Source organism: Actinacidiphila alni (assembly GCF_900112845.1).
Taxonomy (GTDB): Bacteria; Actinomycetota; Actinomycetes; order Streptomycetales; family Streptomycetaceae; genus Actinacidiphila; species Actinacidiphila alni.
This window is the reverse complement of sequence record NZ_FONG01000009.1, coordinates 87396-100188: the sequence shown is the minus strand read 5'-3', so window position 1 is coordinate 100188 and position 12793 is coordinate 87396. Positions and strand designations below refer to the sequence as shown.

The following is a 12793-nucleotide window of genomic DNA, read 5'->3' as shown; positions in this document are numbered from 1 at the left end:
GTGGCCGGGACGGTCCCGGACGGGTCCCGCGGCGCTCGGATCGCACAGGTTCGCCGATCGAACACGGGAGCGCACGCTCTCGCGTATACGCTCCTGCCCTGGGCAAGTACGCTCAGCGCAAACTCAGTGGTCGGGCAGGGAAAAGCGGAGGACGAAACGTGGCTCGAAGTGGCCCGGCCGGGGTTCCGGCCGGACTTCCGGTGGGCATACCGCGCGCCCGTGACGGCCGTGACAGCCGGGGCTCGCGTGCCGCGGCGTCCCCATTGGGGCAGTCGGGCCCGGAAACCGTCCTGCTGGTCGAGGACGACGACGGGGACGCCCTGCTCGTCGAGGAGTACCTCGCGCTGAGCGGCGCCCCGATCGAGGTGGTCAGGGCGCGCGACCTCGCCGAGGCGCTGGCCATGCTGAGCCACCGCGCCGCTCCCGAGTGCGTCCTGCTCGACCTGCACCTGCCGGACGCCTTCGGGGTGGACGCGGTGTCCCGGCTGCTCAAGGACGCCCCCCGGGCAGCCGTCGTGGTGCTGACCGGCCTGTCCGAGGAGGACGCCGGGCTCGCGGCCGTCGCCTCCGGCGCCCAGGAGTATCTGTCCAAGAGCGCTCTGGAACCGCAGTCGCTCAGCCGCGCGATCCGCTACGCCGTACAGCGCAAGCAGATCGAGCGGGCCAATGTGGCGCTGCGCGAGAGCTCGATGCGGGCCGAGGAGAACGCCCGCCTGGAGCGCGGCCTGCTGCCCACCCCGCTGCTGCGCGGCGACGACTGGCAGGTGACCGCCCGCTACCGGCCCGGCCGCGACCACGCGCTGCTCGGCGGCGACTTCTACGACGTGGTGCAGACCGCCGACGGCACGGTGCACGTGGTGATAGGCGACGTGTCGGGGCACGGCGCCGCCGAGGCCGCGCTCGGGGTGTGCCTGCGGGTCGCCTGGCGCTCCTTCGTGCTGGCCGGCACCCGGGGCGCGGAACTGCCCGCGATGCTGGAGCAGATGCTGGTCGCGGAACGCGCGGGCGAGCACGTCTTCGCCACCCTCACCTCGCTGGAGTTCCCGCCCGACCGCGGCACCGTGAAGATCGTCAGGGCCGGGCACCCGGGGCTGCTGCTGCGCCGCGGTACCGACGTCCAGTGGTGCGAGCCGCCGTACGGACCCGCGCTCGGCCTGGTGCCCGGCAGCGGCGTCTGGCCGGAGACGGCGGAACCGCTGGACGGCGCCTCCGTGGTGCTCTTCACCGACGGCCTCTTCGAGTGGAAGTACGGCGACGGGCCCGACGAACGGCTCGGCGAGGAGGGCCTGCTGGCGCTGGCCCGCAAACACGGCGCGCTGCCGGCCGACGACTTCGTCGACGCGCTGATCCAGGCGGCGGAGACCGCGACCGCCGGACGTGGCGGTCTTGAGGACGACGCGGCCGTGGTGCACGCGGGATGGCGGCCACGGACATGAGCGATGTGAACGGTACGAGCGGCCGCAACGGCGCGGACAGCACGGACAACGCGGACAGTACGAGCAGCACGAGCGGCGTGGGCGACACGGCCGGCGCTTCCGAGGCGATCGCCCCGGACGCGCCGGAAACCCCGGACGGCTCCGACGCCTCGAAGACCGGCCGGCGGCAGGTGAGCGGACGGCTCACCGTCCAGGGCTGGTTCCAGCTCGTCCTCGGCATCATGACGCTGCTCGTCATCGTCTTCGCGGTGATCGGTGCCCAGTTGCTCTCCCGCACCACCACGATCTCCGACCACCTGTCGAACAATGTGCAGCCCGCCCGGGTGGAGTCGGTCCGCCTCCAGACGGCGCTGCTCGACCAGGAGACGGGCGTACGCGGCTACGTCCTCACCCACTCGCTGGAGTTCTTCCAGCCCTACAAGGACGGGCTCGCTGAGCAGAAGCGGGTCAACGCCCGGCTGAAGCCGCTGATCGCCGGCAACACGCGGTCCATGAAGGACCTGACGGCGCTGACCGTCGCGGCCGACCACTGGCGCAATGTGTACGCCAAGCCACTCACCGCCGACGCCACCGCGGGCGTGCCCGTCGACTCCGACCGCGCGCTTCTGGACGGCAGCAAGAAGGCGTTCGACGACGTCCGCACCCTGTTCACCATCCAGGACACCCACCTCCAGGCGGAACGGCAGCGCAGCCAGGACGAGTTGAAGCACGTACGGGGCGAGCGGGACGCGGTGCTGCTGGCGATGCTCGCCTCCTTCCTCGCGGCCGTCGTGGTGCTCGCCGTACTGGTGCGGCAGATCGTCGGACGGCCGCTGCTGCGGCTGCGTCACGCCTCGCTGCGGGTGGCGGGCGGCGACTTCGACACCCCGATCGAGTCCAGCGGTCCGGCCGATCTGCAGGTGCTGGCCGAGGCCGTGGAGGCGATGCGCGGCGGCATCGCGGGAGCGCTCGCACAAGCCCGCGACCAGCGCGAGCTGCTGGCCGTCCAGGCGCTGGAGCTGACCGAGCAGTCGGAGGAACTGCGGCGCTCCAACGCCGAGCTTGAGCAGTTCGCCTATGTCGCCTCGCACGACCTCCAGGAGCCGCTGCGCAAGGTGGCGTCCTTCTGCCAGCTGCTGGAGAAGCGCTACCGGCACGCGCTGGACGAACGCGGCGTGCAGTACATCGACTTCGCGGTGGACGGCGCCCGGCGCATGCAGATCCTCATCAACGACCTGCTGGCCTTCTCCCGGGTCGGCCGGGCGCAGGACGACCACCGCCCGGTGCAGTTGGACGCCACCCTCGACCAGGCGCTGTACAACCTGGCCGACCGGCTGGAGGAGTCGGGCGCGCGGGTGGAGCGGCCGAAGGCGCTGCCGGACACCGTCGGCGACGCGACCCTGCTGGCCCTGGTGTGGCAGAACCTGATCGGGAACGCGATCAAATTCCGTGCCGCCGACCGCACTCCGGTGATCACGGTGGAGGCGGGCACCGCGCCCGACGGCAGCCTCGCACTCAGCGTGACCGACAACGGCATCGGCATCCAGGAGGAGTTCAGCGAGAAGGTCTTCGTCCTCTTCCAGCGTCTGCACAGCCGCAACACCTACGAGGGCACCGGTATCGGACTCGCGATGTGCCGGAAGATCGTCGAGCACCACGGCGGCCGGATCTCGGTGGACAACGAGTACACCGGCGGCACCCGGATCCGCTTCACGCTGGCCGTCCCGCAGGAGGGCCCGGCGGACGCGGCCGGGGCCCTGCCGGGGCCTTCCCGGGACACCGGGGCCCTGCCGGGGGCGGCCGGAGCCGTCGAGACCGCCGGTGTCCCCGGGACCCCCGGGGACACCGAGGGGTGACGGCGGGCCGCGTCAGTACGGCCAGACCGGCGGCTCGGTGCAGAACTGGCCGCCGAGGTTGGCGTGCGCCGGATTGTCCGGGTCCAGTTCGCCCTGCGCGGCGATGAGCGCGGCGGCGTACGGCTCGGAGTCGTCCTGCGGTTCGTAGCCGAGCGCGCGGGCGCCCGAGAGGTCCCACCACAGCCGGGTGTTGGCGGAGCTGCCGTACACGACGGTGTGCCCGGTGGTGCCGGCGCTGAGTGCGGCGTGGAAGAGCCGGGCGCCGTCGGCCGGGCTCATCCACACCGACAGCATCCGTACGGTGGTGGGTTCGGGGAAGCAGGAGCCGATCCGTACGGAGACGGTGTCGATGCCGTGCAGGTCCGCGTAGAGCTGGGCGAGGTCCTCGCCGAAGCACTTGGACAGGCCGTAGTAGGTGTCGGGGCGGCGCGGGGTGTCGACCGGGATCAGCGATTCGCTCGGTACGGGGGTGCCCTGCGGCCTGGGCGTGAAGCCGACGGCGTGGTTGCTGGAGGCGAAGACGATCCGGCGGACGTCCTCCTCGCGGGCCGCCTCGTAGAGGTGGTAGGTGCCCTCGATGTTGCTGCGCAGGATCTTCTCGAAGGGCGCCTCCAGGGAGATCCCCGCCAGGTGCATGATCGCGTCGACGCCGTGCACCGCCTCGCGCAGCGCGTCGCGGTCCGTCAGGTCCGCGGTGAACACCTTCGCGCCGTCCGGCGCTCCCTCGACCGGGCGGACGTCGAACAGCCGCAGGTCGTACCCGTACGCCGGGAGCAGGCCGCGCATGAGGGTGCCGAGGCCGCCTGCGGCGCCGGTGAGCAGGACGGTGCGGGGAGCGGGCATACGGGGGTCTCCGTGTCTGGCGGGCGGCTCGGTGTCCGCCGCGAGTATATCCGTGGACGTGATTCAGGTACGTGGACAAGTGCGGAAAATCGGCCGCTCGGCATCCTGGAGCCGTGGAGGTGCCGATCGGCTTGACCCGCACATGGGGCCTCGCCTAGCGTGGCAGCGTTCATGAATATAGACATGAATCAGATGAGCGCACAGACCTTCAGGGGGAACCCGATGACCTCACCCGCCCTCGCCGAGCGTCTCGACGGCCTGCTGTTCTTCCCTGTCACGGCCTTCGGCCCGGACGGCGGTCTCGACCTCGACGCCTTCCGTGCGCATGTGCGCGCGGGAGTGGAAGCGGGCGCCGCGGCCGTCTTCGCGTGCTGCGGCACGGGTGAGTTCCACGCGCTGTCCCCCGAGGAGTTCGGCGCGTGCGTCGCCGCGGCCGTCGAGGAGACCGCCGGGCGGGTGCCGGTGGTGGCGGGCGCCGGATACGGCACCGCGCTCGCCCTGCAGTACGCCGGGATCGCCGAGCGGGCGGGCGCCGACGGGCTGCTCGCCATGCCGCCCTACCTCGTCGTGCCCGACCAGGAGGGCATGCTGCGGCACTACACCGCGCTCGCGGCCGGCACCGGCCTCGACGTCATCGTCTACCAGCGCGACAACGCCGTCTTCACCCCCGAGACGGTCGTCGAACTCGCCCGGGTGCCCAACATCATCGGCCTCAAGGACGGCGTCGGCGACCTCGACCTGATGCAGCGGATCATCAGCGCCGTCCGCACCGAACTTCCCGGCCACGACTTCCGCTACTTCAACGGCCTGCCCACCGCGGAACTCACCGGTCTCGCCTACCGCGGCATCGGAGTGCGGCTCTACTCCTCGGCCGTCTTCGCCTTCTCGCCCGAGATCGCGCTCGCCTTCCACAAGGCGCTCACCACCGGCGACGACGCCACCGTCGACAAACTGATCGACGGCTTCTACCGGCCGCTGGTCAACCTCCGCAATCAGGGCCGCGGTTACGCCGTCTCGCTGGTCAAGGCCGGGGTGCGGCTGCGCGGCCTGGACGTCGGCGAGGTCCGGCCGCCGCTGTCGGAACCGGCCCCGGCGCACGTCAAGGAACTGGCCGAACTCATCGAGCGGGGCCTCGCGCTGCTCGGCGACCGCTGACCCGCGGTCCCGACATGACGACCGTGACAACCGTGATGACCGCGCCGACCGTGCCGATCACGAGGACCGCGCCGACCACGAGGACGCCATGAGGACTTCCGCCTTCGTCTACCCCTGGGACGTCGTCGGCGACCCGGCCGCGGCCGACCGGATCGCCGCGCTCGGCGTCCAGCAGGTCACCCTCGCCGCCGCCTACCACTCCACCCGCGCGCTGACCCCCCGGCACCCGAAGCACCGCGTGGTCACCGCCGAATACGCCGCGGTGCTCTACCCGCCGGACGAACAGCGCTGGCGTGGCCGGGAGTTGCGGCCCCGCCCGGCCGGCGGCTGGGCGGCCGACGACGCCCCTGACGGCCGCCGCGACGGCCACCGGGACGCGTACGGTGCCGCCGCCCGCGCCCTGGCCGCCGCCGGCCTCGACGTCCACACCTGGGTGGTGCTCGCCCACAACTCCCGGCTGGGCGCGGAACATCCGGCCACCTCGGTCGTCAACGCCTTCGGCGACCGCTACCCGTGGGCGCCCTGCATCGCCCAACCCGCCGTCCGCGCCTACCTGGTGGACCTCGCCGCGGAGGCGGCCGTACGCCCCGGCGCGGCCGGCACCGAACTGGAGTCCCTCGGCTGGTACGGGCTGGCGCATCTGCACGCGCACGACAAGATCGGCGGGGTGCCGCTCGACGACGCCGCCCAGTACCTGATGTCGCTGTGCTTCTGCGCCGACTGCCGCGCCGGATACGCCGAACTGGGCGCCGAACCCGCCGAGTTGGCCGCCGCCGTCCGGAGCGCGCTGGCCCCGGTCTTCGCCGGCGGGAGCGCGGAGGCCGGGACGGGGGTGGCCGCGATCGAGAAGCTGCTCGGCCCCGACACGACCGCGCTCACCCTCGCCTGGCGCACCGCGACGGCCGCCTCGCTCCAGGAGGAGGCCGTCGCCGCCGTACGGCGGGCCGCCGCGCCCGGCTTCCAGGTGCTGATGCACGCCGACCCGGCGCCGTACCGCTGCGGCGCCAACGCCGGTGTGGACGCGGCCCGGATCCTCGGCCGGGTGGACGGTTTCGTGCTGCCCTGCACCGGCGGACCGGCCGTCCGCGAGGCGATGCTGGCCCCGCTCGCACCGCACCGCCGCGAAGGCACCGTGCTCGCGGCCAACTTCACCATCGTCTCCGGCATGGGCGGCAGCCCCGGCACGCTTGCCGCGGACGCCGCGCACGCGGCGGAGCTGGGCGCCACCGAACTGCGGCTGTACCACGCGGGCCTGGCCTCCGACGCCGACCTCGGTGCCGTACGGGCGGCGCTGGCCTGAGCGCCGTCCGACGCTCCCCGGGGCCGCGCACCCGGCCCGGGGAGCGGCGATCATGGGGGTACCGCCGCGCCCCGGGCGTCACCCTCCGCTGATGCGGGAGGGCTGTGCGTACTCAAGTCGCCGCCGGGGCGCGGGAGGTTGCCGTGCCGCGCGGGGAATTTTCCGGCACCCGGCACCCGGCACCCGGCAGTCGATCGCCCGCGGCTGTCGCGGACCCGCACCGGGCAGGTCCGGAGAGTCCCGTGCCGGGCAGGCTCAGAAACGGCCGTCGACCGTCAACGGGCCGTCCGGGCCCTGCGCCTGGACGCTGTAGCGGTCGCCGCCCGCGTCGCGGTCGCCCTGCGCGTGGTCGAACTGCGCGGAGAAGGTGTGGTCGCCCGCCGCCAGCGTCTGCCCGGAATCGAGCGTCCAGCGGTAGACCAGGTCGTCGCCCTCCACGCTCACGGTTGCCGCCGTCGCACCGGACTCGGTGGTCCACGAACCGGTGCTGCTGACCCCCGCGGTGCGTGCCACCCGTACTTCCACCGTCAGCGACGTCAGCGGCCGCGTCGTGGTCAGCACCAGATCGCTCTGCGTCCACGACGGATTGCTCGCGCCGTCCACGGAGGCCCGCGCCGACAGAGCGCCGTCCTGGGCGGTGCCGTCACCGGGGGACGTGCTCCCGCCGCCCGCCGAGCCGGAGCCGGTGGCGGTGGCCGAGGACGGCGGGGGAGTGGTGGCCGCGCGGTGCGTGCCGCCGGACGGCGGGAGCACGGGGTGCGTGGCGCCCTTGGCGTGCCGGCCGGCCGACGGGGACGCGTCCTGCCGGGTGCCCGGATGCGCGGCGGGGGAGGTGGGCCCTGCCGGGTGCGAGGTGGGCCGCTGGGAAGGGGCCGGGCCGGTCGAGGTCACCACGGACCTGGTGGGTTCGCCGTCGCCGGTCACGGCGCCGACCGCCAGGCCGCCGATGCCGATCGCCCCGGCGACGGCCGCCGTCACGGCGGCGATCCGCAGCCACGGCGCCCCCGCCCCGGGCGGCCGGTCGCGTACGGGGCCGGGCGGGGGGTCCGCGGTGTCGCGGGCCGCCACGGCCCGCTCCTCGTCCGCCATGCCGCGCTCGACGCGGGCCAGCATCCGGTCCCGGTCGGGCCGGTGGGCCCCGGCCGCGTCCCGCAGCCGGTCCGGCAGTCCGGCCCGGTCGGCCCGGTCGGTCCTGTCGGCCATCACACTCCCCGTCCCGTACGAGGACGAGCCGCTGGACCCGCCGCACCCATCATCCGCGCCGCGCGGGGAGCGGCCGGCACGGGGGCCGTACCGGCCGGTGCCGCCGCCCGGTCCTGGACGGCGGCGGGGACCGTGCTCTGGACCGCGTCCGGAACTGTGCTCTGGACCGCGTCCGGAACCGTGCTCTGGACCGCGCCCTGGACGGGACCCGCCTTCGGTGCGAGCAGCCGCTCCAACTCCGCGACGCCGCGCGACGTCTGGCTCTTCACCGTACCGACCGAGATGCCGAGCACCGCCGCGGTGTCCCGCTCCGACAGGTCGAACGCGTGCCGCAGCACCACGCACGCCCGCTTGCGGAACGGCAGCCGCTGCAACGCCTCGCGCACGTCGAGCACCGCGGGCACGTCCGGCCCGTCCGTACGGTCCTGGTCCTGCGGGTGCGACCAGAACAGCGCGATCCTGCGCCGCTCCCGTACCGCGCTGCGGATCCGCGAGCGGGCCAGATTGGCGACCACGCCGCGCGCGTACGCCACCGGGTGCTCCGCGGCCCGCACCCGGTCCCAGTGCCGCCACATCGCGACCAGCGCGTCCGCCGCCAGGTCGTCGGCGGCGTCCGCCTCACCGGTCAACAGGTGTGCCAGCCGCGCGAGTTCGGCGTAGTGCTGTTCGAAGAACGTGTGGAAATCCGCGGCGGCGTCGGCGTCGTCACCGATGACGGTCCCCACGGTCACCTCTTCCTGCCCGGACCTCCCCGCCACGGCGCGGCGAGAGCGTAGCAGCGGCGCGACGCTCTGGGCAGAGGTCACGCTCACGCCGAACCCCGCCCCCGCCCGCACCCCGCCGCGTCAGTCCGCGGCCAGCAGCTGGGCCGGCGGGCGGCGGGACCGGGCGCGGATCGGGAGGGCGAGGGTGGCGCAGACGAGGAGGACGGCGGCGGCGGTCGCCAGGAGGGCGGCGCCGGTGACCGCCAACAGGCGGCCGTGCAACAGACCCTGACCGATCGTCAGGACGGCGGTGAGGCCGACCGCCGCGCCGGTCAGGCCGCCGAGGAGGGCGATACCGACGCCTTCGTAGAGGGTGAGGCGGGCCAGTTCCCCGGTGGTCCAGCCCGTCGCGCGCAACACGGCCAGATCGGCGGCCCGTTCGCGCTGGGCGAGCACCAGCACGTCCACCGCGCCCGCGGCGCCGAGCAGCAGCGACAGCGCCACGCTCAGGTAGTCCGCGGTGCGGGCCTGGGCGATCACCGCGTTGCCGAGCAGTGTCCCGGCGACCTCGCCGCGGAAGGCCAGGGTGAGCGCAAGCAGCAGCGTGAAGGCGGCCACCCCCAGCGCGAGACCCGCCGCGCCCAGCAGCGTACGGCCGCGCATCCGCAGCAGATTGACCAGCGCGAGACCGGCGACCGACCGTACCGGGATCGTCCGGCGCACCGCGGTCACCGGCGCGGTGACCGCGTCCAGCGGCCCCATCCGGGTGGCCCGCCACGCGGGCAGCAGGCCCGCCGCCACCGCGAGCAGCAGCGCCACCGGCAGGACGAGCGCGGCCTTGGTGCCCGCGTCGCCGAGGCCGAGCAGGCTGCCCAGCAGATAGGCGACGCCCGCGCCCAGCGCGCCCGCGCCGAGCCCGATCACCGTCAGCTCCCCGAGGATCAGGGCCAGCACCTCGGGCGCGCTCCAGCCCAGGCAGCGCAGCGTGCCGATCTCGGTGCGGCGCGAACGCACCGAGGCCAGCGCCGCCTGCCCGATGAACAGCCCGCACACCACCAGCACCAGGACGAAGAGGATCGCGCTCTTCTTGTCGACGGCCGTCAGGATGCGCAGCGCCACCCCCTTGGCGGTCCACGCCTCCGTGATCCTGAAGCCGGACGGCAGCGTGACGGTCTGCGGCGCGGGCGAGGCGCCGACCGTGACCTCGACGTCGAGCGTCGGATACGCGCTGTGGATCTGCGCGACCACCGCGTTGACCCGGGCCCGCGAGCCCGCGTCGACGCCCTTCACCCCGGCCACCCGGACCCGGATCGCGCTGACCGGCGCCTTCTCCTGCGCGGTCGGCACCCGCCGGCTGTGGGTGAGCGCCGAGGCCGCGTCGAGGGTGGTCAGCAGTGTCGGCGGCGGGCTGAGATAGCCGCCGAGATTGCGGTCGGGCAGCAACGGCCCGTCGTGCAGGGCGATCCGGGTGGCCGCGTCGGCGCCGGTCGCCCGCGGGGCGCGGTAGGTCTCCAGTGGCACGTCGGACAGCGCGTCGAAGCCGCGCAGCTTCCCGGTGTCGTAGCGGCCCACCAGACGCAGGTGCGGGATCGGCCCGCGGCCCGCGTCGTATCCGTCGCAGACCTGTCCGGTCCAGCAGAAGGTCGAGGGGTGCGCGGTGACCGCGCGGTACTGCGGGCCCCTGTTCTCCTCGGGGACGGCCTGCACCGGCTGGTCGTTGACGTTGGTCCGCCACAAATCGGGCCGCTGCGGGGGCTGTTGCAGCACGGTCAGGCCGCCGCCCTTGGTGACGCGGTAGCGGACCGGGCCGACGGTCCAGTAGTCCTCGGTGTCGACGGAACCGGCCGAGGGCAGATACGTGAAGGCGCCGGCGAGATCGGCGCCGACCGTGCCGACGGGCGTGCCGGCCAGGCCGTTGACGTAGTCGTGGGCGCCGGGGCTGCCGAGCCTGGCGGGCAGCGCGGCCGGGTCGCCGACGGTGAGCCGTTCCACATCGGCGTCCATGCTGCCCGCGGTCAGCGGCTGCGCGCTGAGCAGCACCGGGACCTGGAAGCCTGGTGCGCCGTCGTCGTCGCCCGCCCCCCACACGGCCGTGTCGCGGCCGGTCAGCATCCGGCCCGAGGTGACCGCGCCGCCGAGGCCCACCAGCCGGTCCTCGGCCGCCGGGTCGACGGCCGACAGCAGGACGGGGAAGGAGACCGGCACCGTCACCGTGGCCTTCTGCTGCCCCGACCGGCAGGTCATCGCGGAGTTGAGGTCGGGGTCGAGAGCCGACATGTCGCGCAGGTCCTCGGACTCCGGGCTCGGCGTCAGAGGGGTGCCGTCGCCGTTGTGGTCGAGGCCGGTCCTGTCGTCGTTGTAGAACCAGCAGACGTCGTACGTCCTCCCGTTCGCCCGCTGCGTCTGGAGGCCGTCCCAGACGGAGAGGTCGGCGGCGTCCCGATGGTGGGTGGTGATCGGCGCGCGGGTCAGGTACAGGTACTGGCTCGCGCCCTGGTAGCTGCTGCTGAGACCGGCGGTCACCGTCGGCCTGATCCGTAGGATCTGCGCGGGCGCCGCGCTGTCGAGGAAGGCGGAGACGTCGATCGTGACGCTGCTGTCGACCATCAGATAGCCGATGTTGGCGACGGGCGCGGCCACGTCGACGCCCGCCATCCTCCTGATCCGCTTGTACTGGTCGAGGGTGATGCCGCCGAACACACCGGACAGGAAATTCGCCTGGAGCAGGCCGCGTTGCCGCTCCACGTCGGTGACCGCGCCGGGCGGGCGGACGAGAATGTCGTACGCGGACCGCGCGTTGCGCCGCGCCAGGCCGGTGGTGTGCGCCTGACTGGTCGTCACCGTCGAGGTGAGCAGCGTGAAACTGGTCGCGGCCACGAGGATGCCCGCGGCCAGCCCGAGCGCGCGGCCCCTGCGGCGGCGCAGCTGCGACCAGATCATGCCGATCACGGCCGCAGCCCCCCGAGCCGCTCCAGCACGTCGTCGGCGGGTGTGATCTCATCGTCGGCGATGACGCGGCCGTCGTGCAGCCGTACGATCCGGTCGCAGCTCGCGGCGACCTCGGTGTCGTGGGTGGCGACCAGCAGGGTCATGCCGTATCGCTCGCGCAGGGAGAGCAGCAGGTCGATGATCTCGCGTCCGGTGACGCTGTCGAGATTCCCGGTGGGCTCGTCGGCCAGCAGCAGGCCCGGGCGGTTGATCAACGCCCGGGAGATCGCGACCCGTTGCTGCTGTCCGCCGGACAGCTCCGACGGCAGCGCGGCGGCCCGCCCGGCCAGCCCCACCGCCTCCAGCAGCTCCGCCGCCCTGGCCCGCCGGTCGAAGTCCACCCGGCGCGGCAGCACCGGCGCGAGGACGTTGTCCAGCACGGTCAGCGCGGGCAGCAGGTGGAAGCGCTGGAAGACGAAGCCGATCCCGCGGCGGTGGGCGTCCATCCGGCGCGCGGTCAGCGCGGTGCCGTCCACCTCGACGGTGCCGCGGTCGGGCCGGTCCATGCCGCCGACCAGGTGCAGCACCGTCGACTTGCCCGAGCCCGAGGGGCCGGTGAGCGCGACGGCCGTGCCGTCGGTGATCCGCAGGGTGACGCCCGCCAGCGCCGTCACTCCGGGATACCGGCGGGTGACGTCCCGCAGAATCACGCCCATGGTGGCTCCCCATCTCCCACGGCACTGCGATGCGGGAGTACATTGTCACAATCTAGGAGGGGTGTAAATGCCACTGCACCACGCGGTGCTCGCGCTGCTGACCGAAGGTCCCAACCACGGCTACGAGTTGAAGGGCTCCTTCGAGCAGGCCATCGGCCCGCAGTGGGGCGGGCTGAACATCGGCCACCTCTACCAGATCCTGGACCGGCTGGTGCGGGACGGCTATGTCACCCGCTCGCAGATCCAGCAGAGCGACCGGCCGGACAAGACGCGGTACACCCTCACCGAGGCGGGCGCCGCGGAGGTGCGGCAGTGGGCCACCACCGCCTGGGTGCGCTCCGGCGGCTTCCGCGACGAGCTGTTCCTGAAGCTCTTCGGCGCCACCGCGCTGGGGCCCGCCGCGCTGGCCGAACTGGTCGCCGACCAGCGGCAGACGTATCTGTCGGAGCTGGCGGGACTCACCCGGCAGCGCCGCGCCCACACCGGCGATCCGCTCGTCGCCCTGCTCATCGACGCGGCCATCGCCCACACCAAGGCCGACCTCGAGCTGATCGAGAGCGCCGAGCGGCGGCTGGCGCCGCAGGCCAGGGCACCGCAGGCCGGGGCGGCCGGGGCGAAGCCGGCCGAGGTGCGGGCCGTGGACGAGGAGCGGGAGGAGCGGGGCGCCTGACGC

9 protein-coding genes and 1 pseudogene are annotated in these 12793 nt (G+C 73.7%); 5 read left to right on the top strand and 5 right to left on the bottom strand.

Going from position 1 to position 12793, the window contains the following annotated elements; translation table 11 throughout:
• The first annotated feature begins 200 nt into the window (after positions 1 to 200).
• Together BM076_RS16975 and BM076_RS16970 are read left to right on the top strand one after the other, a co-directional pair.
• On the top strand, positions 201 to 1436 hold the full coding sequence (locus BM076_RS16975; protein ID WP_407640666.1) for a PP2C family protein-serine/threonine phosphatase: 1236 nt from the start codon (positions 201 to 203) through the stop codon (positions 1434 to 1436).
• A complete protein-coding gene (locus tag BM076_RS16970; protein WP_245796108.1) occupies positions 1433 to 3271 on the top strand; it encodes a sensor histidine kinase in 1839 nt (612 codons plus the stop codon). Before BM076_RS16975 ends, BM076_RS16970 begins: the two co-directional genes overlap by 4 nt.
• A gap of 12 nt (positions 3272 to 3283) precedes the next feature.
• Here BM076_RS16970 and BM076_RS16965 read toward each other — a convergent pair whose 3' ends face one another.
• Positions 3284 to 4114, bottom strand: a complete 831-nt coding sequence (locus BM076_RS16965; RefSeq protein ID WP_093714403.1) for an NAD-dependent epimerase/dehydratase family protein — start codon at positions 4112 to 4114, stop codon at positions 3284 to 3286.
• A 222-nt stretch (positions 4115 to 4336) separates the two neighbouring features.
• Here BM076_RS16965 and BM076_RS16960 point away from each other — a divergent pair, with 222 nt between their 5' ends.
• Both BM076_RS16960 and BM076_RS16955 read left to right on the top strand, forming a co-directional pair.
• Entirely contained in the window at positions 4337 to 5269 is a 933-nt protein-coding gene (locus BM076_RS16960) for a 5-dehydro-4-deoxyglucarate dehydratase (protein ID WP_093714578.1), read from the top strand.
• Between the two features lie 88 nt (positions 5270 to 5357).
• Positions 5358 to 6569, top strand: coding sequence for a hypothetical protein (locus BM076_RS16955; RefSeq protein WP_093714402.1), 1212 nt, complete (start codon positions 5358 to 5360; stop codon positions 6567 to 6569).
• Between the two features lie 255 nt (positions 6570 to 6824).
• Here BM076_RS16955 and BM076_RS36655 read toward each other — a convergent pair whose 3' ends face one another.
• The 4 genes and pseudogenes from BM076_RS36655 to BM076_RS16935 form a co-directional block, all read right to left on the bottom strand.
• Complete coding sequence (locus tag BM076_RS36655) at positions 6825 to 7772, bottom strand: hypothetical protein (RefSeq protein ID WP_093714401.1); 948 nt, start codon at positions 7770 to 7772, stop codon at positions 6825 to 6827.
• Positions 7773 to 7969: 197 nt separating this feature from the next.
• Positions 7970 to 8497: pseudogene (locus BM076_RS16945) on the bottom strand (SigE family RNA polymerase sigma factor); the annotation flags it as partial.
• A gap of 120 nt (positions 8498 to 8617) precedes the next feature.
• Positions 8618 to 11416, bottom strand: coding sequence for an ABC transporter permease (locus BM076_RS16940; RefSeq protein ID WP_093714577.1), 2799 nt, complete (start codon positions 11414 to 11416; stop codon positions 8618 to 8620).
• A gap of 5 nt (positions 11417 to 11421) precedes the next feature.
• Complete coding sequence (locus BM076_RS16935; protein ID WP_093714400.1) at positions 11422 to 12120, bottom strand: ABC transporter ATP-binding protein; 699 nt, start codon at positions 12118 to 12120, stop codon at positions 11422 to 11424.
• 67 nt (positions 12121 to 12187) lie between these two features.
• Here BM076_RS16935 and BM076_RS16930 point away from each other — a divergent pair, with 67 nt between their 5' ends.
• Complete coding sequence (locus tag BM076_RS16930) at positions 12188 to 12790, top strand: PadR family transcriptional regulator (protein WP_093714399.1); 603 nt, start codon at positions 12188 to 12190, stop codon at positions 12788 to 12790.
• The last annotated feature ends 3 nt before the right edge of the window (positions 12791 to 12793 follow it).

Bases quoted from the DNA above. Each gene is read 5' to 3' on its own strand.
- BM076_RS16970 (WP_245796108.1), top strand. From the start codon at position 1,433: ATGAGCGATGTGAACGGTACGAGCGGCCGCAACGGCGCGGACAGCACG.
- BM076_RS16965 (WP_093714403.1), bottom strand. From the start codon at position 4,114: ATGCCCGCTCCCCGCACCGTCCTGCTCACCGGCGCCGCAGGCGGCCTC.
- BM076_RS16960 (WP_093714578.1), top strand. From the start codon at position 4,337: ATGACCTCACCCGCCCTCGCCGAGCGTCTCGACGGCCTGCTGTTCTTC.
- BM076_RS16955 (WP_093714402.1), top strand. From the start codon at position 5,358: ATGAGGACTTCCGCCTTCGTCTACCCCTGGGACGTCGTCGGCGACCCG.
- BM076_RS36655 (WP_093714401.1), bottom strand. From the start codon at position 7,772: ATGGCCGACAGGACCGACCGGGCCGACCGGGCCGGACTGCCGGACCGG.
- BM076_RS16940 (WP_093714577.1), bottom strand. From the start codon at position 11,416: ATGATCTGGTCGCAGCTGCGCCGCCGCAGGGGCCGCGCGCTCGGGCTG.
- BM076_RS16935 (WP_093714400.1), bottom strand. From the start codon at position 12,120: ATGGGCGTGATTCTGCGGGACGTCACCCGCCGGTATCCCGGAGTGACG.
- BM076_RS16930 (WP_093714399.1), top strand. From the start codon at position 12,188: ATGCCACTGCACCACGCGGTGCTCGCGCTGCTGACCGAAGGTCCCAAC.